This is a genomic window from Bradyrhizobium sp. R2.2-H, assembly GCF_004346455.1.
Classification (GTDB): Bacteria; Pseudomonadota; Alphaproteobacteria; order Rhizobiales; family Xanthobacteraceae; genus Bradyrhizobium; species Bradyrhizobium diversitatis.
Window position 1 is genome coordinate 625,444 of sequence record NZ_SMBR01000004.1, and the last position, 22,823, is coordinate 648,266.

Below are 22,823 nucleotides of genomic sequence, written 5' to 3' on the forward strand. Positions count from 1 at the left end.
GAACGCTCAGCGCTCGAGCTTGAGGCCAACAGCCTCGCGATCCCACAGGAATGCACGGTTCTGCTCGGCCCAAGTCTTCAGCTTGTATTTTTCGATCTTCTCACTCGCCGTCTTGGGCAAGGCGTCAATGAAATGCACGAAGCGCGGCACCATGAAATGCGCCATGTTGCGGTTGGCAAAGCGCACCAGCTCCTCCTCGCTGACCTCCGCGTTGTCGCGACGAACGACATAGATCATCACCTCGTCCTCGCTCAGTTCCGAGGTCACCGGCACGGCAGCGACCTCCAACACGGCGGGGTGCTTCGCCACGAGCATCTCCACCTCGTATGCCGAGATGTTCTCGCCACGGCGGCGGATGGCCTCCTTCTTGCGGTCGACAAAATACAGGTAACCGTCGTCGTCGAGCCGGCCACGGTCGCCGGTGTGAAGCCAGAGATTGCGCGTATCGCGCACCGTCGCCTCCGGCATCTTGTAATAGCCCGACATGACGATCCCCTGCTCGCAGGGGCGCACGCAGATCTCGCCGACCTCGCCCGTCGGCAGCGGATCGTCCTCATCGTTGACGATCAGGATCTCGGCGAGGCCGCGCGGCCGGCCAGCCGAGGCGCCTTTGGCTTCGGGATCGTCAGGGCAGAACATCGTCACGGCGAAGGTTTCGGTCATCGCATAAAGCGAGGTCACCTGAACGCCAAAGCGATCGGAAACATCCCGATAGGATTCCCGTGACAGCGGCACGATCATGGCCTGGCGCACGCGATGATCGCGATCCCGCGGCGACGGCGGAGCGCGCAGCAGAATATTGGTCATGGCACCGAGCGAATTGAACTGGGTGGCGCCTGTCGCCCTGATCTCGTCCCAGAAGGTGCTCGCCGAGAAACGCGGCGAGATCGCCAGCGTGCAATCGGCCCAGAAAGCCGCGTAGCAGGAGTACCAGAGTGCGTTGCCGTGAAAGAGCGGCAGGCAGGTAAAGATTACGTCATCGCTGCGATAGCCGTAATTCCCTGCCAGCGAGCGGCCTACGCCATGTGCTTGTGAATGCGGGCTGATCACCCCCTTCGACGGGCCAGTGGTGCCGGAGGTGTACATGATGTATTGCGGGTCGCTCGCCTGCACCAGTTCGGGATCCGGCTCGACGGGGGAAGAGTTCGCCAGCACCTTGATATCGACCAGCGGCTTGCCCAGGCTCGCGAGCTTCGCCCCGGCCCCACCATGGGTAACAAACGTCCGAATATCGTTCTCGACCGCCAGGGCTTCGGCCATGCGATCGGCCCATTCGCTCGCCACCACGACCATGGACGAATCCGATTGCGTGACGAAGTAGCGCAGGAGGTCGCCCCTCGCCGCGGTGTTGAGCGGCACCGATACCGCGCCAAGCTTGCCGAGTCCCCAAATTGTCCAGATGAACTCCGGACAGTTGGGCATCATGATCGCGACGTGATCTCCCTTGCGGACGCCAAGCTCAGCAAATCCGTTGGCGTAGCGATTGGAGATATCGTGTGTCTCGGCGTAGCTATACTTCTCATCGCCATGAATCAGCCAGGTGCGGCCGCCGATGCGTGCCGCCTTGTCAGCCAATAGTCGTCCAATGGTGCGCTGCTTGAGAGGATAATCATGCATCGTCAGATACCAAGGTAAGCGTCGACCAACTCGGTCGATCGTTCGAACTCGTCCCGCGGTCCTTCCATCACCACGCGGCCGTACTTGAGCACATAGAGATAGTCAGCGAATTTCATCGCGAGCCGTGCATTCTGCTCGACGACGAGCACCGTGATGCCGGCCCTGCGCACCTCGTCGAGCTTGGCGAAGACCTGCTTGACGATGATTGGCGCAAGCCCCAGGCTCAATTCGTCGGCCAACAGCACCTGCGGCGAGGCCATTAGCGCGCGGCCGATCGCCAGCATCTGTTGCTCCCCGCCGGACAGCGTGTAGCCGAACTGCCGCTCGCGCCGCGCTATCGGGGGGAACATCTGCATCACCTTGCCGTAGTCGCCGGTGAGATCCCGCCCCCGGCGCGCGTACGCGCCGATCATGAGGTTTTCCTTCACTGTCAGGTCCGGAAAGATGCCGCGGCCTTCGGGCACATGCGCTACGCCACGACACACGATCTCCTCCGGGCTCAAGCCATCGATGGCGTTGCCGAGCAGAGCAATGCTGCCCGAAGACGCGCCGACGATTCCGCTGATCGCCCGCAGCAAGGTCGACTTACCCGCACCGTTGGCGCCAAGGATCGCGACGAGGCTGCCCGAGCTCACCTTGATCGAGACGTCGCGCAACGCTTCGACCGCGCCGTATCGGACGTTGAGATTGGTAATTTCTAGCATCAGGCGTCCTCGCCGAGATAGGAGGCCATCACCTTGGGGGCGCTGAGCACATCGGCCGGCGCGCCGTTGGCTATCAGCCGGCCCAAATCGAGCACGATAAGACGGTCGCAAAGACGCGAGACGAAAGGCATGTTGTGCTCGACGACGAGAATACCGAGACCGAGTTCCTCCCGCAGGCGGAGCAGAAGATCGCGGAGCTTGGCGACCTCGGCGTCGTTCAGGCCGGCGATCGGCTCATCCAGCAACAGGAACCGGATATCCATCAACAGCGCGCGGCCGAGATCGACCAGCTTGCGGTGACCGTAGGGCAGATTGCGGATCGTGAGCTCTGCGCTATCGGACAGTCCGAGGCGACCAAGCACCTCCTCGACTCGCCGCGCCGCGTCGCGCTCGGCCTTCCACATGTTTGGCAGCTTCAGAAGCTCGCTGACGAGGCCATAGCCGAGCGAACGGTGGCAGGCGATCAGCAGATTTTCCTGCACCGAGAGATCGGCGACCAGCTCCGGATGCTGGAACACGCGGCCGATGCCGCAGCCGGCGACGCTGGCCGACGGCAATTCCGAGAGTACCTTTTCATCGAGCCGCACCCGGCCCCGGCTCGGCCGTGTGATCCCGGAAACGCAATTCAGGAGCGTGCTTTTGCCGGCGCCGTTCGGCCCGATTAGGCCGACGATTGAGCCCGATTCCAGCTCAAAGGTGACGTCGCGTAGCGCGTGGATGCCACCGAAATCAACCGAGACATCTTCGATCGAAAGGCGTGCCATCTCAGCTGCTCCGCCCAAGACGTCGCACCAACCCCCAGAGGCCCTGCGGCATCAGCACCATGACGACGACGAGCAGCAGGCCAAACACCAGGCCCGGCGCGTCCTTGATGCCGCGCAACAGTTCGGGAACGATGACGTAGAAAGCCGCGCCGACGATCGACCCGCCGATGGTGCCGAGCCCGCCGATTACGACCATGCTGAGGAAGGCGATGGAGAGACCGACGCTGAAACTCTCGGGGTGGATGTATCGGACCAGATAGGCGAACAGCCCACCGGCAACCGCCGCATAGAATGCGCTGATGGCAAAGGCGATCACCTTGTAGCGCGCAGCGGGAATGCCGAGTGCGCCGGCCGCAATCTCGCTTTCCTTGATGATCAGGAGCGCGCGTCCGGTACGGCCGCGGCTGACATTCCATGCGCCCCAAATACCAAGCGTCACGACCGCCAACGTCAGGTAATACAGACCCATCGCGCGCAGCTCGTACCCGGCGATCACTGGCGGACTGAGCGCGAGACCGCCGCCGCCGTTAGTGAGGCCGCGCCACTCAAAGATGATCTTCTGCAGCACCACGCCGAAACCAAGCGTCGCAATGGCGAGATAGAGGCTCTTGAGTCGCATCGCCGGCACCGCGACGACGGCGCCCACGCATGCTGTGAACAAAGCCGCCACGAGAAGCGACAGCAGATAGGGAACACCCACGCTTTGCGTCAGGATCGCGGTGGCGTAGGCACCGACGGCGAAGAAGGCAGCATGGCACAGGCTGATCTGGCCGGCATAACCGGTGAGCAGATTGAGCCCGAGCGCAACCAGCGCGAACACGCCGGTCAATGTCAGCACATAGAGCCCGTAGCCATTCAGCACGAACGGGGCGACGCAGGCTGCGGCAAGACAAAGGCCGAGCAACGCTCCCGCGCCAACTGACGTGGCCTGGCGCTGCGTGCGCTCCATGTCGGTCGCGGCGCTCATACTTTACGCACCTTGACGCGGCCGAAGACACCCTCGGGCCGCACGATCAGCACGGCGATGATGATGATGAAGGTGATGGCCTCCCCGAAAGCCGGCGAGACATAGGCACCCACCAGGTTCTCCGCGATCCCGAGCGCGAGGCAGCCGAGGAAGACGCCGATCAGGCTGTGCAGACCGCCGAGCACCCCGCCGGCGAAGGCCTTGATGAGAAGTGCCCCCATCAGATTGGTGTCGAGGAACAGCGAGGGCGCGACCAGGATTCCGGCTATGCCGCCGATTAACCCGCCAAGGCCCCATGCGATTGCCGATGTGCGCGAGATCGACACGCCCATCATGCGCGCGACCGTCGGGTTCTGGCTCGCCGCGCGCAAGCCGAGACCGATCCAGGTGAAGCGGAGAAACCAAGTCATCGCCACGACAATCGCCAGGCCGGCCAAGATGCTGACGACGCTGGCGACAGGGACCGGCACACTTCCGATCATGAGGGGGGCAGAGAATGCGAAAGGCGACGGGAACGTATAGGTCTGATGCCCCCAGATCAGTCCGGCGACGCTGTTGAGCACGATATTGAGCCCGAGCGTCGCGATGATCGCCGACAGCACCGGACTGCCGATCAGGGGCCGGATCACGACCTGCTGGATGACGATGCCCTGCACCATACCGAACAGGATCGCGACCGGCACCGCTTGCCACCAGGTGAGGCCGACGCTGTCGAGCAGCCAGTAGGCGAAGAACGTGGTCACCATCGCCATCTCGCCCTGAGCGAAGTTGGCGATGTCGGTGATGTTGAGCACGACGACGATCGCGATGCCGACCATTGCATAGAGGCAGCCGGCCGCTAGACCTCCAACGATGAGATTGGCGATCATGACAAAATCTGCTCCCTCACGCCGTCAAAGCGATGAAGAAAGATTTTTTGGAGCCCCCGGTCTTCGCATCTCTCCCGTCCTCATCGTCTTCCTCCCACTTTGACTTTCTTGTCAGTCTTTTTTGCAATTTTCGTTACGCGCGCGCCGTGCCCACGCAAGCCGAGCGAGCTCAGGCTCAACGGCGGCCCCGCACTCGACGGAAGCTCACCCACGTCACTTGCCATGGCGGCCACCGGCGATGACGAAACCAACCTCTCGAACATCTGGGCGAGGGCCGCGTTGAGCTGATCGGGCTTCCAGGCGCCGTTCGGCTTGAACCATTTCGGCACCCAATTCATGGCGCCCAGAATGACGAAGACCGCGAGCTTGGGATCGCACGGCACGACGCTCCCGTCATCGATCCCCTCGCGAATGAAGCTGCGCAGGGCCCGCTCGAAGCGGTCGCGCTGCCGCACGAGCTTGGCCTGATCTTCCGGCTCCAGAGCCTTGTCTTCCATCAGCACGACGCAGCAATTCAGCTCATTGATCAGCTGCGCGACGTAGTAGGACATCGTCAGAACCAGCCGCTCTCGGCCGTTGCGCCCCTCTTTGCGCGCGCGCTCCATGCTCGCGAACGCCGCGTCCATGGCATGGTCGAAACACGCGGCCAGCAAACTGTTCTTGTTCGGGAAGTAATGATAGAGCGCGGCCTTCGTGACGCCGAGGCTCGCCGCGATCTCGTTCATCGACGTCGCGTGATAGCCCTTGAAATTGAACGACGCCGCGGCCTCGCGCAGCACCTCGAGGCGCTTGATCCCGTGCACGTCTTCCCTGGTCGGAAACAAATCGACCTCCCCATCTTGCCGGCCACCAAGCTACCCGCTAGTCTACCGTCTGACAAGTCGGTTTGCTAACCGTCCGGTTAGTTAGGCAGTAAGTGGCAGCCGAATAAGGGGAATTACGTTGGGTCTCTACCTGGAAGAATTCGAACTCAATCGTACGCGCAGAACGCGTGGCCGGACGGTAAACGAAGGCGACGTCTCGCTATTCGCCGGGCTGGTCGGCGACCACAACCCGCTGCACGTCGACGAGGAATTCTCCAGGAGGAGCATCTTCGGCAGCCGTGTCGCGCACGGGCCGCTGGTGCTCTCGAGCGCGATCGGCATGATGTCGCAGATGAACTGGATCGACGGCACCGCTATGGGCCTGCTGGGCGTGTCGTGGGAGTTTCAAGCACCGGTCAAGCTCGGCGACACCATCAGCGCCAATGTCACCCCGCTCGAAGCCCGGCCCAGCAAGGTGGCCGGACGCGGCGTTCTCAAGCTCGGCTTCGAGGTTTTGAACCAGCGCGACGAGATCGTGCAGACCGGATCGATCGTGCTGCTGATGCAGCGTCGCCCCGACGGCAGCACCTGAACTCAATCGAGAAGAGACTTCGACGACATCCAAATGGCAACGCTCAACAGCGCGATCGATCCGCGATCTCCGACCTTCCAGGCCAACGCAGGCGTCTATGACGGACTGCTGAAGACCCTGCGCGCGCGACAGGCCTGGTCGCTCGCAGGCGGCGGCGACCGCATGGTTCAACGCCACCGCGACCGCGGCAAGATTCCGGTGCGTGAGCGGATCGATCTCCTGGTCGATCCGTTCAGCCCATTCATGGAACTGTCGCCGCTCGCCGCATGGGGGCTTTATGACAACGCGGTGCCTGCCGCGGGCCTCGTCACCGGCATCGGCACCATCCGCGGCGTGATCTGCATGATCATCGCCAACGATGCTACCACCAAGGGCGGGTCGTTCTTCAAGGAGACCATCCGCAAGCACGTGCGTGCGCAGGACATCGCCTTCGAAAACAAGCTGCCAGTTGTCTATCTCGTCGATTGCGGTGGCGCCAATCTGCAGCAGGGCGACGAGGTATTTCCGGACCAGGATCATTTCGGCGGTGCATTCTACCGGCAATGCCGGATGTCCGCGGCCGGCCTTCCCCAGATCGCCACCGTGTTCGGCGAATGCACCGCCGGAGGCGCCTATATTCCAGCGTTGGCCGACGAGGTCGTGATGACCGCCGGCAACAGCAGCGTCCATCTCGGCGGCCCGCAGATCGTGAAAGCCGCGATCCGCGAGATCGTCGATCGCGATACGCTGGGTGGCGCGGAGATGCACAGCACGGTTTCCGGGGTCTCCGATCATTTCGCGCGTGACGAAATGGAAGCGATCGCCAAGACGCGCGATATCGTCGGCGCCTTGAACCGCGTGCAGAAATTTCATGGCGATATCCGCCCGATGCGCCCTCCCCTGTTCGATGCCTCGGAGATCCCCGGGATTGTCGGCGCCGATCTCAAGGTGCCGTTCGACCAGCGCGAGATCATCGCGCGCATGGTGGACGGCAGCGAATTCCACGAATTCAAGCCGCTCTATGGTGCGACGCTGATCTGCGGCTTCGCCCACATCCACGGACTTCCGATCGGAATCATCGCCAACAACGGCGTCCTGTTCTCGGACTCCTCGCTCAAGGGCGCACACTTCATTGAGCTGTGCGACCAGCGCAACGTTCCGATCCTGTTCCTGCAGAACATCACCGGCTTCATGGTCGGATCGGAGGCGGAACGGACCGGAATTGCGAAGAATTCGGCGAAGCTCGTCTATGCCGTCTCCAACGCGCGCGTGCCGCGCTACACCGTCGTGACCGGTGGTTCCTATGGCGCGGGCAATTACGGCATGAGCGGCCGCGGCTTCCGGCCGCGCTTCATGTTCATGTGGCCGAACGCCCGCCTCGGCACCATGAGCCCAGACGTCGGCAGCTCGGTGCTGATGGACCTGCGTCGATCCAGCATCTCGCGCAATCCCGCAACCGAAGCCGACCTCGCCGCCCACGAGCAGCAATTGCGCCAGATGTTCGACGAGCAGTCCGATCCCTATTACTGCACGGCGCGGCTTTGGGACGACGGCCTGATCGACCCTTCCGATACCCGCGACGTGCTCGGGCTCTGTCTTGCGATCGGCGCGATGGAGCCGCCCGTCACCGGCACGCGGCCGGTCTATCGAATGTAGGATGTTGCCCGTGTCGCTGCTCTTGAGCCCCCGCCCCATCGGTTCGGTCCTGATTGCCAATCGCGGCGAGATCGCGCTTCGCGTCATGCGGACCTGCGCACGCCTCAGCATCCGCACCATCGCCGTCTTTTCGGATGCCGACGCGCAAGCGCCGCATGTCAAGGCCGCCGATGAGGCCATCCGGATCGGTCCGCCACCGGCGCGCGCCAGCTATCTCGACATCGATGCGATCCTCTCGGCCGCGAGGCAGGCCGGCGCCGATGCGATCCATCCCGGTTACGGCTTCCTGTCGGAAAACGCGACCTTCGTGAAGCGCTGCGAAGCGGCCGGGCTGATCTTCGTCGGCCCGTCGGCAAGGGCGGTCGAGCAAATGGGATCGAAGATCGAGTCCAAGAGGATCGCTGCTGCCGCCGGCGTGCCAACAGTGCCCGGCTATCACGGCGACGATCAGAGCGAAGCCACGCTGGCAAGAGAGGCCAGCAGGATCGGCTTTCCCGTGCTTATCAAGGCCTCCGCAGGTGGTGGCGGGCGCGGCATGCGCCGCGTCGACGACGCAGCGGACTTCGCTACCGCACTTGCCGCGGCCAGGGCCGAAGCCGAAGCCGCTTTCGGCGACGGCTCAATCCTGCTCGAGAAATTCATCATGAACCCGCGCCATCTCGAGGTGCAGCTTGCCGGCGATCGCACGGGCAACCTCGTCCATCTGCTCGAACGCGACTGCTCGGTGCAGCGCAACAACCAGAAGGTCCTCGAAGAGGCCCCCGCTCCCAATCTGCCTGACAGCGTGCGCGCAAAGCTGTTCGATGCCGCGCTCAAGCTTGGCCGCACGATCGGTTACGACTCCGCCGGAACCGTCGAGTTCATCATGGACCGGGACAGCGAAGAGCCGTATTTCCTCGAGATGAACACTCGCCTGCAGGTCGAGCATCCCGTCACCGAGCTCGTCACCGGCATCGATCTGGTCGAATGGCAACTGCTCGCTGCGGCAGGAGAGAGACTTCCGCTCACGCAGGACAAGATCCGCGCCCGTGGCCACGCGATCGAGGCGCGTATCACCGCCGAGCGCGCCGACCTCGGCTTCCAGTCCGCAACGGGCAGATTGTTGACCGTGAACGCGCCGCACGGCCTGCGCTTCGACAGCGGGGTCGAGACCGGCTCGCACGTCAGCCTCTATTACGACTCGATGCTTGCCAAGCTGATCGCGCAGGGACCCGATCGCGCGGCCGCTCTGACACGCCTCGGCACAGGGCTTTCGGAACTGACGCTGCTGGGCGTTCCTACGATCCAACCCTTCCTGCGGGACGCCGTACGGCAGCCGTTGTTTGCCGAAGGCCACGCCACCACGCGCTTCATCGAGACCGCCTTTCCGGACGGTTGGCGGCCAAATGTGGACGAATTGCGCAGCCTGCGCGCGGCAGCCTGCGTGGTATGGGCGGAGCTGGATGGTGCGGAGCCGGCTGCGCACTGGGTCAACCCCTGGCAGCGCCGCAGCGCCATCCGTGTCACGGCGGCCGTCCGACCGGCGAAAGCATCGCTTCATCTCGCCGATGAATACGGCCAAGCCGACGCCGAGGTCCTGGTCAACCGCGATGGCATCGCCGTCGAGTTCGATGGCGTGTCGTTCGACCTCGGCAGGCCTTTCATCGAGGGCGGTGAGATCAAGCTCGCCTCCCCCTCAGGCCGCCCCTTCATCGCCCTGCGCGAAGGCAACGTCGTCAGCATCGCCCGCGAAGGGCTGTCGCTATCGGCGACCATCCGACTGCGGATCGAGATGCCGCGCGAGCACGGGAGCCTGGAGAAGTCCGGCAACGCGATCGAGGCACCGCTGCACGGCGTCGTCTCGCAACTCCATGTGGCGCTTGGCGATACCGTAGAGCGCGGAGCGCCGGTCATGCAGATGGAAGCGATGAAGCTGATCCACACGCTGCGAGCCCAGGTCGCCGGCCGCATCGACCAGATACGCTGCAGCGTGGGGGATACCGTCCCGGCGGGCGCCGTCCTGATTGAAATAACGCCGAACGAAACCGAGGAGAAGACCTGATGGCGGGTTTGTGGTTTGAGGAATTCACCGACGGAATGGTGTTCAACCATGAATGGTCGCGCACCATCACCGAGACCGACAATGTCTGGTTCTCGCTGCTCACCATGAACGTGCAGCCGCTGCACATCGATGCGCATTACGCGGCGAAATCGGAGTGGGGCAAGCCGCTGGTGAACAGCCTGTTCACGCTTGGCCTTCTGATCGGCATGACCGTCAACGACACCACTCTCAATACGACGCTGGCCAATCTCGGCATGACCGACGTGCGCTTTCCGAAACCGCTATTCCAGGGCGACTCGGTGAAGGTGCGAACCATCGTCCGCTCAAAACGTGAAAGCAAGTCGCGCCCCAACGAAGGCATCGTGAACTTCTACCACGAGATGACGAACCAGAACGGCGATGTCGTGGCGACCTGCGAGCGCGCGGCGCTGATGCGCAGGCGGCCGAAGGCGGCCTGATGCGCTCGTTGCTGTTCGTTCCTGGCAATTCAGCGAAGATGATTGCCAAGGTGACGGCAAGCCGCGCCGACGTCATCATCCTCGACCTCGAGGACGCCGTTCATCCCGACGCCAAGCCGGAGGCGCGCAGGCTCGTTGTCGAAACGCTCGCCGGCGCAAGCACCGGTCCACGGCGCTTCGTGCGCGTCAATTCGCTCGACACCGCCTGGTGCCGGGAGGATGTGGAAGCGATCCTCCCCGCGGCGCCGGACGGTCTCGTGTTGCCCAAATCGTCGGGACCGGAAGATGTCATCAGGCTGAGCGAGCTTGTCGATCGTCACGAGCCCCGGGCCAACAAGGGCGCGACCGGGATCATCGTGGTCTGCACCGAAACTCCGTCCTCCACGCTGTCGCTCGCGGCGAAATCCTGGCGGCATCCGCGGCTCGCCGGGTTGATGTGGGGCGGCGAGGATCTGTCGGCAGCGATCGGCGCAACCGCCAATCGCGACGATCAAAGCCGCTATACGGCGCCGTTTCTGATGGCGCGGAACCTCTGCCTGCTGGCGGCGCGGGCCGCAGGCGTGGCGCCGATCGACGCGGTCTTCACCGACTTTCGCGATGGCGATGGCCTGATCCGCGAGGCCGATGCGGCCCGCCGCGACGGCTTTTCAGGCAAGGCCGCGATTCACCCATCTCAAGTCGAAATCATCAACCGCTGTTTCGCGCCGACGGACGAGGAGCGCCGCTGGGCTGGACGCGTCATCGCTGCATTCGAAAGCGGCGGGAAGGGCGCAGTGCAGCTCGACGGCGTTATGCTAGATGCCCCCCATCTGAAGCAGGCCCGCCTTATTCTTGCGGCCTCCAGGGCGGAATGACGCCTGTCGGGCGGCTCTTGCGAGGGCACCCGCCTTTCAAGCCGTAACATCTCCTCGCGGGACGGCCCAGGCCGCGCGTTGTGACACGACCACATTCACATTGTCCCCGATCGCATGGGCATCGAAAGCGGACATATCGACATTGAGTTGACCATTATCAGTCTGCACCACGATCGATCGAGTCGCTCCACGGAACGTCGAATGGGCGATCCTCCCAGACCAGCGTAATTCCTGATCACCGGCATCGGAGCCGGCGGACGCGATCCGGGCATCTTCCGGCCGCACCATGACGGTGACTGCTTGCCCGGGACGCGCCTCGTGCGCGGCCTCACAGCGACCACCCCAGCCCTGCCCCACAACATCCAGCCTTACGCGGCGGCCATCGATCCTTGTGCATGCCTTGACTTCAGCGTCGAGCAGATTTGGCGTGCCGAAGAACGCAGCCACGGTACGGCTGGCTGGAAATCGATAGATTTCCTCCGGTGCTCCGATCTGCTGGATGCGACCGCGGTCCATCACGACCACCCGATCCGACAGCGCCATCGCTTCGGATTGATCATGCGTGACATACAACGTCGTCATGCCGAGCCGTTTCTGGATAGCGCGAAACTCGTCGCCCATCTGCAGCCGGAGCTTTGCATCGAGGTTGCTCAGCGGCTCGTCGAGCAGAAGCACTTTCGGCTCGAACACGAGCGCCCGCGCGATGGCGACGCGCTACTGTTGACCTCCGGACAGGGCCGGTGCCGGGCGATCCGCGAATCTCTCCATCTCGACCAAGCGCAGGGTCCGCGCCACCGCCTTTGTTACTACCTGACTGATTGGAACGGAATCAAACCTCGTCAGGAAGACTGGGACACCAACAAAGTTGTCAAATGTCTGAAAGGAGAGCCGATTAAGGGCTACGCCGAAGTTGGCGTTGCCGGCATCAACTTCCGATTGGAGGAACGAAATCGGCAGGAGTTTTTAGACCATCTGTGGTCCGCCTTGGGTCGGTCCTTCAGTTCGCCGAACCAGTCCACTGCAATTGTCCCCATTCCAAATAGCGCCGGCGTTGTTGGTGAACCGGCGAACTACAGGACGCTGCTGTACGCACAGGCAATCGCGGCGGCATCGGGGGGCAAGCTGGTCGCCCTGGACGCGTTACGCTGGAAGACCGCGGCGGGCGCCATTCACAAGCAAGGGGGTTTCCGCTCTCCTGAGCGTCGATTTGATAATCTCCAAGTGATACAGAAACCTGATAGGCCAGTCCTTCTTTTTGACGACTTCATTACGTCTGGGTCTTCGTTCATCGCCGCCGTTTGGCGACTATCCGAGGTCGGATGTCTCCCGATCGAAGGTCTAGAGCGGTTCATCGATTAATTGAATCGGGAGGGATTCCGTCGGGCGGCGGTTTGTGATTCAAGATGCTGGCTGGATCGGAGGCCAGCATCGGATGGTCCGACCTCTTTCGAATGATCTTCGGGAACGAGCCGTGAAGGCGGTGGAATCGGGCGAGAGTTGCCATGCTGTGGCAGCCCGGTTCGATGTTGCAGTGTCGTCGGTCGTGAAGTGGCGGCAGCGCTATCGCGCGACGGGTTCGGTGGCGCCGGGTAAGGTGGGTGGTCACCGCAAGCCGGTTCTGGAGCCGCATCGATCGTTCATCGTGGAGCGGATCAGGCAGACGCCACATCTCACGTTGCACGGGCTGAAGGACGAACTTGCCGCGCGAGGCGTGAAAGTCTCGCACCAGGCGGTGTGGACCTTCCTGCGACGCGAAGGTCTCAGCTTCAAAAAAAACACTGTTCGCCCTTGAGCAGGGCCGCGCCGACGTCGCGCGGCGGCGGCAACGCTGGCGCAACTTGCAGGATCGCCTCGATCCAACCCGCCTGGTGTTCATTGACGAGACCTGGATCAAAACCAGCATGGCCCCGCTGCGCGGCTGGGGATCCAAGGGCGAGCGGTTGCGCGGCTTTGCACCGCACGGTCACTGGCGAACCCTGACCTTCCTCGGTGCCCTACGCTCCGACCAGCTCACCGCGCCTTGCGTGTTCGACGGACCGATCAACGGCGAAAGCTTCCGCGCCTACGTCGAACAGCAACTCGTCAAAGTGCTCAAACCGGGCGACATCGTCGTCATGGACAATCTTGGAAGCCACAAGTCGCCGACCGTCCGGCAGATGATCCGGAAAGCCGGCGCAAGGCTATGGTACCTGCCGCCGTACTCACCTGACCTCAACCCGATCGAGCAAGTCTTCGCCAAGATCAAGCACTGGATGCGCATCGCACAGAAGCGCTCGATCGACGAGGCCTGCGACTACATCGGCCACCTCGTCAGAAACGTTCTGCCCGGCGAATGCAGCAACTACTTCGTTAATGCTGGATACGCTTCCATCAAAAAGTGAAACGCTCTAGCTGTAGCGCGGCGAACAGCTATCCAGGAGCCGAAGATGTTTGAATATAGGCAGCAGGATTTGGTGATTCCGCAGAAGCCGCTTTTTTAGCCTCTTAACGTGGCACTTGCCGCCCGGCAGCGGCCCGCTACGTTAGGTCCTCAGCGTCTTGATCGAATGGCGAGGTCGCGATGATCTTGCAGGGCACGTTCATCGATCGTGCAAACCACGTGAGCCCATTATTGCCGGCTGGTTAGCACAGGATCTCCTGCAGATCAGCGGATCATGGAGGCGATTGCCGACGCGCTGTATGGGCGACCGCCGGGACGCTTCTTGCCCTTCCCGGGCAGGGTGACAATCCCATTCGCTGCGAGCTCAGCACTGACGTCCCGCAGAGACATGCGGGGATGTTGTTCCCGCAGTCGGAGAGCCATTGCACGGGCTTCTGGATGGCTTTCAGCAAGGCTGCGGCGGCCTTCGACCCTGACGCCTGTCCGACGCTTGCGCTCTCGTGCGCCCCGCAGCTTGGCCACCGTCATAGCTTTATCGAACTGGGCAACGGCGCCGAGGATCTGCCGAACCAGGACGGCGGTGGGGGTGTCGTCGACAAATGAGTCTGGCTTGTCGGCCGCGATCAAGGTGATGCCGTCGGCTTGTAGACGCTGGAAGCCGCTTTCTTGGACGATCAGGTCGCGGGCGAAGCGGTTGGCAGTCTCGACGATGATTGTACGGACGCCGTTGCCGGCGATCTGCTCCAGTGCCGTTGCGAAGCCGGGCCGCGTGTCGATCGGGTCGGCGCCCGCTACAGCCGGATCATCGTGCCAAGCAACGATGCGGTAACCGTAGCGATTGGCGTAGGCCTGGATCGCCTTGCGTTGGCGAACGAGGCTGTCCTTGTCCTCGCCAACGTTGGTAGCCGAGCTGGTCCTCGTGTAACCGATTGCTGCCTTTCGCTGCCGTTTATCATTGCTAGCCATGGACTTAGTCCCGGTTGTACATCTCTCCATGGCTGGCGCCAACCTTTATGCCTCAAGCAGTCTCCTGGATTCACCCCCTGGATGGCCTGTGTAGCTAGACGATGAAGTCGGTCGCATGCAGGTCCGCCGCTTGGGTCCGTGCAGCGGTCCAGTCCACGAGCCCGTAGTCCTGTAGAACGATCAGATCGTGCTCTGCTGCCGCGCTGCCCCAGCACAGCAAATAGCGACATTTGGAACCTTCCAAAGACCTTCTCGCTTTTAATCTTTGTTCTGGGTAGGGGCACCTCACGATTGGAACCCGCAGCATGGGATCGCTAAGGCGCCGCTTCAAACAAGCACAAGACCTGGAAGATCGGTTGGCCGAGGAGGCCAAACGTTTGCGCGAAGCGGCCAAAGACGCCGCTCCCGGTATCGAGCGGGAACATCTGTTGCGACAAGCCCGCCAGTGTGAAACCGGCGCCCACATGAGCGCGTGGCTTCGCTCGCCCGGCCTAAAGCCGCCAGATTGAGACCGCAGTTTCGGCTCTCAGCAATCGCCGACAGGATTGGCGCCATGGGCGAGTCGTTTGGCAAGTCCTTCACGGTTGTTGAGGCGACGAGTGAGAACAATGAAACGCAGATTTGGATCGCTGTGGCTAAGCCGAGCCAGGCGCTGACACTGGTCCTCGCCGCGGTGCCCCAAGGCTGGACCGTGGAGGTCCTAGACGTCGCATTGACCTCTAAGCAGCAGAAAATGTTCGAAGAGCTGAACCTCGAGCCGGGTGATGTGCATAGGCTGGATAAGGCCTAAGTAGACCAGCGCCGCTCGCGCTCCGTTATTCGCCGCCCTGAGTGGGTCTCGAAGAATGCGGGACGAAGTCCCGATACGGCCGCAGGAGGCTCCCATAAGAGCGCTCCCGCGGCCGGTGCCGCGACGTTCCGCACGATCGGCACGGCACCAGCAGCTAAGCATAATACGCGCCAACAAGCCGAAGATCTTGGCCGCGGATTATCGAAATCTAGCTTAGTCCCGCCCAGGACGGCCTGATGCGGTCCTTCCTGGTTCGCTCTGGCGAGTCACGAAACCGATCTGTGGTAATTTACCCACCAGCACCAGCCAAGGCTTTGCCCGCAGGCGTCGGTGGCTAAGAGACCGAGCGCAGTCCCGGCTGCAATGGGGAGTGTCCAGGGCGCGAGCAGATTGTGCGCTCGCAAGAATTGCTACGACAGCCGATAACGGAAACACGGCCCGGTCAGCGGCAGCCCTAGGTTCACGGCTTCAGGCGCTTTTTGCACCGGGCCAGGCGACCACCTGTCCCGACATGACGAGACGGTCTCGCCCGCTGTCCTTGGCCGCGTAAAGTGCGCGATCCGCGGCCGCCACCAGTGAACCGTATTCTGTCGCGCCGTGGGAAGGAAGGTTTGTAGCGCCGCCAAGACTCACCGTTACGATCTTGGACGGCAGGTTCAGCGCATGCAGCATGCTGAGGTCGCGCAGCGCCCCGCGCACGTTCTCGCCTACGAGCTCGCAGCCCTTCGCGTCCGTATTCGGCAAAAGCAGGGCGAACTCCTCGCCGCCGTAGCGCGCGGCGAGGTCGGCCGGCCGGCGAATCTGCGCGGAGAGGATCCTCGCCAACGCGCGCAGGCAGGCGTCGCCGGCCTGATGGCCGTACTGATCGTTGAACTTCTTGAAGTGATCGACGTCCACCAGCAGCAACGAGAGGGGGGTGCCGTCGCGCTTGGCGCGCGCCCATTCCTCGGCGAGGCGGTCGTCGAAATGGCGGCGGTTGCCGAGTCCGGTCAGGCCGTCGGACGTGGCGAGCGCGGCGAGCTTGTCCTGCAGGTCCTTCTGCTCGGTCATATCGCGCGAGATCGCGACCACGCCATCGATCTCATGCGTTTCAGACGACCGGGTGACCCGCAGCGCCGTCTCGACCCACAGTTCCTTTTTTTCGCGGTGTTGCAGCCGATAGATGATGCGTGCCTCTTCAGCCTCTCCGGCCTTCAGTGCCGCGACGACCTGCTCGACGCGGGGCCGATCCTCTGGATTGACGCCCGCGACAGCGGAGGTCCCGATTAGCCTAGCCGGATCCCAGCCGAGGATGCGGGCGCAAGACGGAGAGGCGTAGAGGATCCGCTCGTCCAGGCCGATCCGCATCACGACGTCGCTGCACTGTTCTGCGATCAGCCGGAAATCGCCCTCCTTGGCGACGAGGGCCGCGGCCATGCGCTGTCCCTTCGCGAGATAGCGTACCAGGGAGAAACCGATGAGCGCTATGGACAGCGTCAGGCCGGCGACGATGCCGAAGCGCGTGACGGCCTGCCGACGCCAAGGGGCGAGGACATCGCCTTGCGCCTTCGTCGCCAGCACGACCAGCGGATAGCGGTCGCTTTTCTGGTAGAAGCTCAGTCGCCGCTGCCCGTCCAGCGGCGATTTGAAATAGTAGGCTCCGGCGCCCGGACGCTGCCCCATGGTCCGGAACAGCGGCGAGTCCGACATATCGCGCCCGACATAGGCGCCCTCTTCGTCGCGGCTTCTGGCTAGCATGGTGCCGTCGGCGTTCAGCAGCGAGACTGCGCCGTTCGGGCCGATGTCGAAGTGCCGGTAGAACTGGGTGAAGAAGGCGACATCGACACTCGTCAGCACGACTCCGGCGAAGCTGCCGTCTGGATGATTGAAGCGGCGGGAGGCGGTGACGATCCACTGTCTGCCGGACCGGCTCTTCACCGGCCGACCGATCAACGTCCCTCGATCCGCTGAGGCGCGATGGCGCTGGAAGTAGTCGCGGTCGCTGTTGTTGAGACTGGCGAAGTCGATATCTTCGGTCGTGGCAAGCCAGCGCCCGGTCTCATCGTAGACGAAGATGCCGCGGATGCGCTGCCTGTTGTACTTGCGGGCTTGCAGGAAACTCTGGATCTTCGCGACCGCGGCCGGGCTGGTTCCGCCGACCTCCATCCGGTCAACCATTCCGGCAAGAATGGTATCCGCGAGCTCGAACGTGTCATCGGCATGCTGCGTCAGCGACCGGGCAAGATTGGCCATGTCGACTTCCGCGTTGCGCAGCTCGACCTGACGGGATTCCCACTCGCGCCATCCGCTCAGCGCCAGAATGGCGACGCAAGCCAGCGCCACGAAAGCCGCCGCCCAAAACGGGAAACGGGCCTTCTCGACCTCGCGGCGGCTGCTTGGCATTGGGCAACAGCTCCTTTCTGGCGCAGAGTCCCACTCGGTTCTTAATGGCGGGTTGCACTCACGACAGGATGCGGTGTTCGGTAATCATTGTTTCGTCGTGGTGCCGAGAATCTTATCGCTTACGGTGATCGTCCATTAACTAGGACTCAGACGGAGGCGGCCTCCCTCGCTGTCGGTGGTGAGTGTCCTTTCCGCTGTCCGGCACCTGAGGCAGCGATTTACACTAGACGAGCGATTCCGTGAACTTGGCAGTGATGGAACGGGACGTTTGTTTGCGGATTCCTCGTTTGCGATTGACTGAACGAGGAGTTTCATCATGGCGGGATGGCGGCAAGCGGTCGAGTTGGCGATGACCGATGAGGAGATTGAAACGTTGACGGCACTTTCGCGGTCGAGGACCGAGCCGGCGCGCCGGGTGTCGCGGGCCGCGATGCTGCTTGCCTACCGCGAGAATCCGTCGTTCTTTGCGGTGGGGCAAAGACTTGGCGCCCATCATCAAACGGTTCAGCGCTGCGTCGAGCGAGCGGTGGCTGAGGGTGCATTGGTGGCGCTCGACGAGCGCCCGCGACCGGGCAAGGAGCCGGTGATCACGCCGGAGGCCAAGGCGTGGCTGGTATCTCTGGCGTGCGACAAGGCCAAAGACCATGGCTATCCGCATGAGTTGTGGACGACACGGCTCTTGGCGCGCCATGCGCGCGAACAGGGGCCGGCGGCAGGCATGGGTGTTTGGCTAACTTGGTCCAGGGAACGGTGTGCAAGATCCTCGGCCAAGAGGAAATCAGGCCGCACAAGGTGAGGTACTATCTTGAAAAGCGCGACGCCGAGTTCGAACAGAAGATGGCGGAGGTCCTGTGCGTCTATCGTGAAGTCCAAGTCCTGAAGAAAGCCTCTGCCAAGGGTAAGCGGCGGGCAAAGCCGGTGACGATCGTCTCCTACGACGAGAAGCCTGGGATCCAGGCCATCGCGACGACAGCGCCGGATCTGCCGCCAGTGCCGGGCGTGCATGCGACCTTTGCGCGCGATCATGAGTACAAACGTCACGGCACGCTCAGCCTGTTGGCGGGGATTGACCTGCTCACCGGGAAGGTCCATGCGCTCGTTAAAGATCGCCACCGCAGCCGAGAGTTCGTCGAATTCCTCAAGCTTCTCGATGCCGCCTATCCGGCCGGCACGGCGATCAAGTTGATCCTCGAGAATCATTCCGCACACATCTCGAGAGAAACCAGAACCTGGCTCGACACGCGACCGGCAGGCCGCTTCCAGTTTACCTTCACGCCCAAGCACGGCTCCTGGCTCAACCTCGTCGAGGGCTTCTTCTCCAAGTTCGCCCGCTCCGTCCTGCGTCACATCCGCGTGGCCTCAAAGCACGAACTCAAAGAGCGCATCATGGCCGGAATCGACGACGTCAATCGCCGTCCCGTCGTCCATACCTGGTCCTACAAACTCGCCGAGGCCGCCTGATATGATTCAAACCAAGAAAACGCTGACCTAGTCCGCTGTCGGCCCTAGCTGCGTCTTGCCATAACACCGAGTCCGCTGCCGACTGGACATCGAACCTTCCGCTCCGAGTCATCCTGCCTGCGCCGGGATCTTGCCGCCGCCAAGGGCTGGACGATTAAGGTTGACCGGTCAGGTTAATTCAAGCGACAGTTTGGCTACGCTGCACCGGCTCGCTATCTCCTGCGATCAGGAGGTCTTTTGTATGTCTGATGAACCCGCCGACCGAAGCCCGTCAGAGGGTGGGCTGTCCGACTTAGCCTTCCCTGCCGGTTTTGGTACCGCCGCTGTTCTGCTCACGGCGATCTGGTTTGCGTTCATTGGGTGGATCGCGTGGCTGCCCCTTCACTTCTTCTTCGGTTGGATTTTTGGTTAGCAGAGTGACCATGAGCGAATACGATGGTCTGTCCGACTATTTTTTCCTTCGCATGTACGAGTTTCTCCGGCAGGAAGTTCAGGCTGATGCCTGGGCTGGCACCCGGTTCGTAGGGCTACCCGCGAAGCGTCGTGCGGAGAAGCTATTTTCAGAAATTGAGCGCAGAGGCTTGTTCTGCACGCCTATCGACTGGCCTCAACATCTGACGGAGCAAGCGAGCCAATCACCAAGACTGGACTCCCTTCCTTGACGGGGCTGACGAGCGGCGCTCAGAGCAGCCAGCTGGCTGGAACTTTGGCGAAGCTTTCCGCCTTCTATTTCGATTTGCACGATGCTCGCACGGTGACGATTGATGACGAGGGCATCGGCCTCGCCGCCTTGATCTCGCTCAACGGCCCGCGATAGGACAAGCTATCCTTGACGGAGCCGACCGGGGCCCGACCGGTTACCAGGGTCTGGCGGTTCCTTTGCCAACCCGCACTCATTTGTTCTCGCTGCGTTCACGTGCGATAAGCACGACATGTCCTCGCCCACTCTCACCCGCCGACCCAACAACGACCCCCACCACGAAGGCTGGCATATCTACTTCGGCGACGTCCACGTCGGCAGCATCCGCATGCTCGCCGGCGTGCCAAACCACGGCGACCAATGGGGCTGGTCGCTCGGCCTTCTTTCCTGGCATGACGTCGGGTCCCCCCGGCGGCTACGGCGGCTCGGCCCCGAGCTTCGAGGAGGCAAGGCGTGCGTTCGAGGCGCAATGGAAGCGGGTAGAGCCGACCGTGACCGAGGATCATCTCGAGGCCTGGCGCCGGCGACGCGACTGGACCGCATGGAAAAACCGCATGTGCGCCGAGCACTGACAGCTGCCGAGCAGGCCCGGACCGGCCGTTCGAGCTGCTTCTGCGGCACCGAGATCACGTGCGGCAGCATGGCCGATCACGTCATCACCGCTCATCGGGGAATCGGCGCATGAAGCACGCCGAGCCCCGTCCCTACGCCGACCCGGAAGCCGCTGCGCGGCAGCTCGTCAAGCTCGCCGCCGGCATCGAGCCGGTCCAGGACGGTCACATCCACATCGAGAAGATCAACGCGCCCTTCCTGTTCACGCTAAAGGGCCGCGGTACCGAGTTCATTGCCGGTCTGCGTTACGCCGTCGAGAAGGGTTGGCTCGAGCTGCACGAAAGCGGCACCTTGGTGCGGTTGCTGCAGCCCGGCAACGACCTGCTCAGCCACTGATAGGAACCGCGGAACCGCTGGGTGATTGGCCATTCGCCGGCCCGCCGCCGAGCCGGCGGAGCGGCCCCGGCCTACCCCTATCGCCTCCCAAGCCGGGGCCGTCTCCTTCGGCCCCGATCGCCATCGATCCCCACACCACCCATGTTGAGACTGGTCAATGGAGTAGCGCGTCTGACCCCGCCCTCAATCATCCCGCAGCAGATGTGGCCGGCGCGGTGCCGACGTCCGGCCGGACTTCGGTCCGCCCGCATGGGCACGGCTGATGGCGCTGGCCTGTTTCCGAGCGCGGTGACCTAGTTTGAAAAATGACAGTGGCCTATTTTGATTTAGGACCCTGTTTGGCCGTGATACGTTAGCTGCCATCACCGGCCACGATTCCAAGGCGCCGGTTGACTGAGAGACGCGACCGCGCTCCCGCCTGTCACGGGAGCTTCAAATGGAACTCGACGAGCGCAATGAGAGGACGACCGCGCCATCATGCCAGCGCTGCGGCGGGGTTGTTCGCTTACTTCACAGGCTATTTGAGCCCCGGAAAGATCGATACGTCTGCATATATGGATGCACGTGCGGCGAGATTGTTTGGGATGATTAAGGCCGCCTCGGTTGGTGGCCGCCGCCCAGTGTTTTACGATGCGGCCATGGCTGACAAAGAACCACCTCGGGGGCCCCCGCCGCCCGACAATAAGCGGGAGGACGATTTGCGGAAGATGATCCAAGAGGACATCGAGGAACAGCGCGAGCTGCAACGGAAATTTCGCCGCAAGATGAATTGAGGCCACCTCAGTTGGCGGCCTCTTTGCAGTTACCCAATACGCCGCTCGCATCGGGCCGATGCAGCACCGATACCAGATTCAAAACGGGCTGGCTGGGTGGTCTTGTAGTGTCAGACGACATTGGCCACCTGGGCGGCGCGGCGATGTTTAAGTGACTGGCCTACTTTGAAATCCCGAGTGGCCTATTTCGGCCAGCACCCGGCTGATTGTCGCGCGAATTTTTTCCGACCAGGAACTGGACCGGTCATTGGCAGCTTACAGACTAAACGAACGGTGTCAGGAGGTGTCCCATGGCTGAGCGCCGTAGGATAAAGCAAGTTCGCCCTCTCGAGGAGAGACTGGCCGATCAAGCGGCTAAACTCAAAGAACAAGCCGCGAATCTCCCGGCCGGCGCCGAGCGCGAGAAGCTACTTAGGAGAGCGCGCTTGGCCGAGACAGGTGCCCATTTGAGCGACTGGGTCACCTCGCCCGGGCTTCGGCCGCCCAAACTTACGTGATTGTTCGGACTAGACGGCAATGCCCCTCGTTGGCACGTCGATGTCCCGCCTATACGCGACGACCTGATCGAGGCTCCGATCTCGCGGCCTTGCTCGCGCGCCCTCGCAGGACAATTGACGATCGCTCGAGCTGCATACATTTCCAGCTGCGACCGAATGCCACTGTATGACTTGACGAGTCTCAAGAACTGCTGCTGCCTAGTTGCAACGATGGCTTCATCACATGGACCTGGTGAAAGACCAGGTGGCTCTTCTGGCCGCCCATCCGCCAGATAACGTCAAAGCCCCGGCACGTCGTCTCTGCCCCGGGCAACCGTGAGACTCCTCCTCCCGTACATTCGCGAATCGAACTGTTCGAAGGCAGCTTCGATGAGGATTCTGCGTCCAAAATTACGATGGTGAAATCAACGACAAGTGGCCGAGTGACAGCTCTGAGACGCAACAATCCGTTCACCGGATGGTTTGTCGATCATCAAGTTCGATCTTCCGTAGCTTGGAAGATCGCGTCTCGCCCTGACCGGAGGAATGGGTCGTGTCCCCGGGAGTGGTGTAGCTCGGTAGAGCAAAGCCGCCCGGACGCGCGCCCCCAAATAGCGCCGTAGCGGGCGGGCGGCTTTGCGGT

25 protein-coding genes and 1 other annotated feature are annotated in these 22,823 nt (G+C 62.6%); of the genes, 16 read left to right on the plus strand and 9 right to left on the minus strand.

All coding sequences use genetic code 11. From position 1 onward, the window contains the following. Window positions 1–6 precede the first annotated feature (6 nt). From EDE08_RS13960 to EDE08_RS13985, 6 genes are all read right to left on the minus strand, one after another. Window positions 7–1,617: an AMP-binding protein gene (locus EDE08_RS13960; RefSeq protein WP_131868931.1), complete on the minus strand. Its 1,611-nt coding sequence runs from the start codon at window positions 1,615–1,617 to the stop codon at window positions 7–9. A gap of 2 nt (window positions 1,618–1,619) precedes the next feature. Beyond that, on the minus strand, window positions 1,620–2,273 hold the full coding sequence (locus EDE08_RS13965; RefSeq protein ID WP_245524784.1) for an ABC transporter ATP-binding protein: 654 nt from the start codon (window positions 2,271–2,273) through the stop codon (window positions 1,620–1,622). A 47-nt stretch (window positions 2,274–2,320) separates the two neighbouring features. Then, entirely contained in the window at window positions 2,321–3,085 is a 765-nt protein-coding gene (locus EDE08_RS13970; protein WP_131868929.1) for an ABC transporter ATP-binding protein, read from the minus strand. Between the two features lies 1 nt (window position 3,086). Next, window positions 3,087–4,052, minus strand: a complete 966-nt coding sequence (locus EDE08_RS13975; protein WP_131868928.1) for a branched-chain amino acid ABC transporter permease — start codon at window positions 4,050–4,052, stop codon at window positions 3,087–3,089. Continuing rightward, window positions 4,049–4,921 (minus strand): branched-chain amino acid ABC transporter permease, encoded by an 873-nt coding sequence (locus EDE08_RS13980; protein ID WP_131868927.1) that lies wholly within the window; start codon window positions 4,919–4,921, stop codon window positions 4,049–4,051. Before EDE08_RS13980 ends, EDE08_RS13975 begins: the two co-directional genes overlap by 4 nt. Window positions 4,922–5,001: 80 nt before the next feature. Next, window positions 5,002–5,700, minus strand: a complete 699-nt coding sequence (locus EDE08_RS13985; RefSeq protein ID WP_207912982.1) for a TetR/AcrR family transcriptional regulator — start codon at window positions 5,698–5,700, stop codon at window positions 5,002–5,004. Window positions 5,701–5,863: 163 nt separating this feature from the next. On the opposite strand from EDE08_RS13985, the gene EDE08_RS13990 reads away from it, so the two are divergent. Genes EDE08_RS13990 through EDE08_RS14010 form a run of 5 tightly spaced genes read left to right on the plus strand, consistent with a single transcriptional unit; the run spans window position 5,864 to window position 11,304 of the window. Then, entirely contained in the window at window positions 5,864–6,316 is a 453-nt protein-coding gene (locus tag EDE08_RS13990) for a MaoC family dehydratase (RefSeq protein WP_165935910.1), read from the plus strand. 33 nt (window positions 6,317–6,349) lie between these two features. Next, window positions 6,350–7,951, plus strand: coding sequence for a carboxyl transferase domain-containing protein (locus EDE08_RS13995; RefSeq protein ID WP_131868925.1), 1,602 nt, complete (start codon window positions 6,350–6,352; stop codon window positions 7,949–7,951). A gap of 10 nt (window positions 7,952–7,961) precedes the next feature. Beyond that, the gene (locus EDE08_RS14000) at window positions 7,962–9,992 is read left to right on the plus strand and encodes an ATP-binding protein (protein ID WP_207912984.1); all 2,031 of its coding nucleotides are present in this window, start codon (window positions 7,962–7,964) and stop codon (window positions 9,990–9,992) included. Then, a complete protein-coding gene (locus EDE08_RS14005) occupies window positions 9,992–10,450 on the plus strand; it encodes a MaoC family dehydratase (RefSeq protein WP_131868923.1) in 459 nt (152 codons plus the stop codon). Before EDE08_RS14000 ends, EDE08_RS14005 begins: the two co-directional genes overlap by 1 nt. Further along, window positions 10,450–11,304, plus strand: coding sequence for an HpcH/HpaI aldolase/citrate lyase family protein (locus tag EDE08_RS14010; protein WP_131868922.1), 855 nt, complete (start codon window positions 10,450–10,452; stop codon window positions 11,302–11,304). The genes EDE08_RS14005 and EDE08_RS14010 overlap by 1 nt, the downstream gene beginning before the upstream one ends. 36 nt (window positions 11,305–11,340) lie before the next feature. On the opposite strand, the gene EDE08_RS14015 is transcribed toward EDE08_RS14010, so the two are convergent. Beyond that, entirely contained in the window at window positions 11,341–11,886 is a 546-nt protein-coding gene (locus EDE08_RS14015; RefSeq protein ID WP_245524785.1) for a TOBE domain-containing protein, read from the minus strand. Between EDE08_RS14015 and EDE08_RS39080 the strand changes: the two genes are divergently transcribed. Together EDE08_RS39080 and EDE08_RS14020 are read left to right on the plus strand one after the other, a co-directional pair. Further along, window positions 11,863–12,663, plus strand: a complete 801-nt coding sequence (locus EDE08_RS39080; protein ID WP_245524786.1) for a hypothetical protein — start codon at window positions 11,863–11,865, stop codon at window positions 12,661–12,663. The genes EDE08_RS14015 and EDE08_RS39080 overlap by 24 nt on opposite strands. 73 nt (window positions 12,664–12,736) lie before the next feature. Beyond that, a protein-coding gene (locus EDE08_RS14020) for an IS630 family transposase (protein ID WP_131868921.1) occupies window positions 12,737–13,685 on the plus strand; the annotation gives its coding sequence in 2 pieces (ribosomal slippage) (window positions 12,737–13,072 and window positions 13,074–13,685; 948 coding nt in all). Between the two features lie 263 nt (window positions 13,686–13,948). Here EDE08_RS14020 and EDE08_RS14025 read toward each other — a convergent pair. Next, window positions 13,949–14,650 carry a recombinase family protein gene (locus EDE08_RS14025; protein WP_131868920.1) on the minus strand — a complete coding sequence of 234 codons (702 nt, stop codon included), beginning with the start codon at window positions 14,648–14,650 and terminating at the stop codon, window positions 13,949–13,951. Between the two features lie 553 nt (window positions 14,651–15,203). Between EDE08_RS14025 and EDE08_RS14035 the strand changes: the two genes are divergently transcribed. After that, window positions 15,204–15,440 (plus strand): hypothetical protein, encoded by a 237-nt coding sequence (locus EDE08_RS14035; RefSeq protein ID WP_131868918.1) that lies wholly within the window; start codon window positions 15,204–15,206, stop codon window positions 15,438–15,440. Window positions 15,441–15,908: 468 nt separating this feature from the next. Here the strand turns inward: EDE08_RS14035 and EDE08_RS14040 are convergent, their stop codons facing one another. Continuing rightward, window positions 15,909–17,822: a sensor domain-containing diguanylate cyclase gene (locus EDE08_RS14040; RefSeq protein WP_131868917.1), complete on the minus strand. Its 1,914-nt coding sequence runs from the start codon at window positions 17,820–17,822 to the stop codon at window positions 15,909–15,911. Between the two features lie 316 nt (window positions 17,823–18,138). Here EDE08_RS14040 and EDE08_RS38860 point away from each other — a divergent pair, with 316 nt between their 5' ends. From EDE08_RS38860 to EDE08_RS39395, 8 genes are all read left to right on the plus strand, one after another. Beyond that, window positions 18,139–18,618, plus strand: a complete 480-nt coding sequence (locus tag EDE08_RS38860; RefSeq protein ID WP_207912986.1) for a helix-turn-helix domain-containing protein — start codon at window positions 18,139–18,141, stop codon at window positions 18,616–18,618. Continuing rightward, entirely contained in the window at window positions 18,573–19,283 is a 711-nt protein-coding gene (locus EDE08_RS38865; protein ID WP_207912988.1) for an IS630 family transposase, read from the plus strand. Before EDE08_RS38860 ends, EDE08_RS38865 begins: the two co-directional genes overlap by 46 nt. A gap of 241 nt (window positions 19,284–19,524) precedes the next feature. Continuing rightward, the gene (locus tag EDE08_RS38435; protein WP_165935911.1) at window positions 19,525–19,695 is read left to right on the plus strand and encodes a hypothetical protein; all 171 of its coding nucleotides are present in this window, start codon (window positions 19,525–19,527) and stop codon (window positions 19,693–19,695) included. Between the two features lie 10 nt (window positions 19,696–19,705). Then, a complete protein-coding gene (locus tag EDE08_RS14050) occupies window positions 19,706–19,945 on the plus strand; it encodes a hypothetical protein (protein WP_131868916.1) in 240 nt (79 codons plus the stop codon). Next, complete coding sequence (locus EDE08_RS38440; protein ID WP_165935912.1) at window positions 19,942–20,100, plus strand: hypothetical protein; 159 nt, start codon at window positions 19,942–19,944, stop codon at window positions 20,098–20,100. Before EDE08_RS14050 ends, EDE08_RS38440 begins: the two co-directional genes overlap by 4 nt. A gap of 275 nt (window positions 20,101–20,375) precedes the next feature. Beyond that, a complete protein-coding gene (locus tag EDE08_RS14055; RefSeq protein WP_131868915.1) occupies window positions 20,376–20,555 on the plus strand; it encodes a hypothetical protein in 180 nt (59 codons plus the stop codon). Between the two features lie 109 nt (window positions 20,556–20,664). Further along, window positions 20,665–20,931: a hypothetical protein gene (locus EDE08_RS14060; RefSeq protein WP_131868914.1), complete on the plus strand. Its 267-nt coding sequence runs from the start codon at window positions 20,665–20,667 to the stop codon at window positions 20,929–20,931. A 638-nt stretch (window positions 20,932–21,569) separates the two neighbouring features. Continuing rightward, on the plus strand, window positions 21,570–21,704 hold the full coding sequence (locus EDE08_RS39395) for a hypothetical protein (protein WP_283810549.1): 135 nt from the start codon (window positions 21,570–21,572) through the stop codon (window positions 21,702–21,704). Window positions 21,705–22,423: 719 nt separating this feature from the next. Beyond that, window positions 22,424–22,479 (plus strand) — a sequence feature (sul1 is cis-regulatory element that is thought to sense ions involved in sulfur or methionine metabolism; They are found in Alphaproteobacteria). Window positions 22,480–22,823 lie beyond the last annotated feature (344 nt).

Bases quoted from the DNA above. Each gene is read 5' to 3' on its own strand.
- EDE08_RS13960 (WP_131868931.1), bottom strand. From the start codon at position 1,617: ATGCATGATTATCCTCTCAAGCAGCGCACCATTGGACGACTATTGGCT.
- EDE08_RS13970 (WP_131868929.1), bottom strand. From the start codon at position 3,085: ATGGCACGCCTTTCGATCGAAGATGTCTCGGTTGATTTCGGTGGCATC.
- EDE08_RS13975 (WP_131868928.1), bottom strand. From the start codon at position 4,052: ATGAGCGCCGCGACCGACATGGAGCGCACGCAGCGCCAGGCCACGTCA.
- EDE08_RS13980 (WP_131868927.1), bottom strand. From the start codon at position 4,921: ATGATCGCCAATCTCATCGTTGGAGGTCTAGCGGCCGGCTGCCTCTAT.
- EDE08_RS13995 (WP_131868925.1), top strand. From the start codon at position 6,350: ATGGCAACGCTCAACAGCGCGATCGATCCGCGATCTCCGACCTTCCAG.
- EDE08_RS14005 (WP_131868923.1), top strand. From the start codon at position 9,992: ATGGCGGGTTTGTGGTTTGAGGAATTCACCGACGGAATGGTGTTCAAC.
- EDE08_RS14010 (WP_131868922.1), top strand. From the start codon at position 10,450: ATGCGCTCGTTGCTGTTCGTTCCTGGCAATTCAGCGAAGATGATTGCC.
- EDE08_RS39080 (WP_245524786.1), top strand. From the start codon at position 11,863: ATGCGTGACATACAACGTCGTCATGCCGAGCCGTTTCTGGATAGCGCG.
- EDE08_RS14015 (WP_245524785.1), bottom strand. From the start codon at position 11,886: ATGACGACGTTGTATGTCACGCATGATCAATCCGAAGCGATGGCGCTG.
- EDE08_RS14025 (WP_131868920.1), bottom strand. From the start codon at position 14,650: ATGGCTAGCAATGATAAACGGCAGCGAAAGGCAGCAATCGGTTACACG.
- EDE08_RS14035 (WP_131868918.1), top strand. From the start codon at position 15,204: ATGGGCGAGTCGTTTGGCAAGTCCTTCACGGTTGTTGAGGCGACGAGT.
- EDE08_RS14040 (WP_131868917.1), bottom strand. From the start codon at position 17,822: ATGCCAAGCAGCCGCCGCGAGGTCGAGAAGGCCCGTTTCCCGTTTTGG.
- EDE08_RS38860 (WP_207912986.1), top strand. From the start codon at position 18,139: ATGGCGGGATGGCGGCAAGCGGTCGAGTTGGCGATGACCGATGAGGAG.
- EDE08_RS38435 (WP_165935911.1), top strand. From the start codon at position 19,525: ATGTCTGATGAACCCGCCGACCGAAGCCCGTCAGAGGGTGGGCTGTCC.
- EDE08_RS14050 (WP_131868916.1), top strand. From the start codon at position 19,706: ATGAGCGAATACGATGGTCTGTCCGACTATTTTTTCCTTCGCATGTAC.
- EDE08_RS14055 (WP_131868915.1), top strand. From the start codon at position 20,376: ATGACGTCGGGTCCCCCCGGCGGCTACGGCGGCTCGGCCCCGAGCTTC.
- EDE08_RS14060 (WP_131868914.1), top strand. From the start codon at position 20,665: ATGAAGCACGCCGAGCCCCGTCCCTACGCCGACCCGGAAGCCGCTGCG.
- EDE08_RS39395 (WP_283810549.1), top strand. From the start codon at position 21,570: ATGGCTGACAAAGAACCACCTCGGGGGCCCCCGCCGCCCGACAATAAG.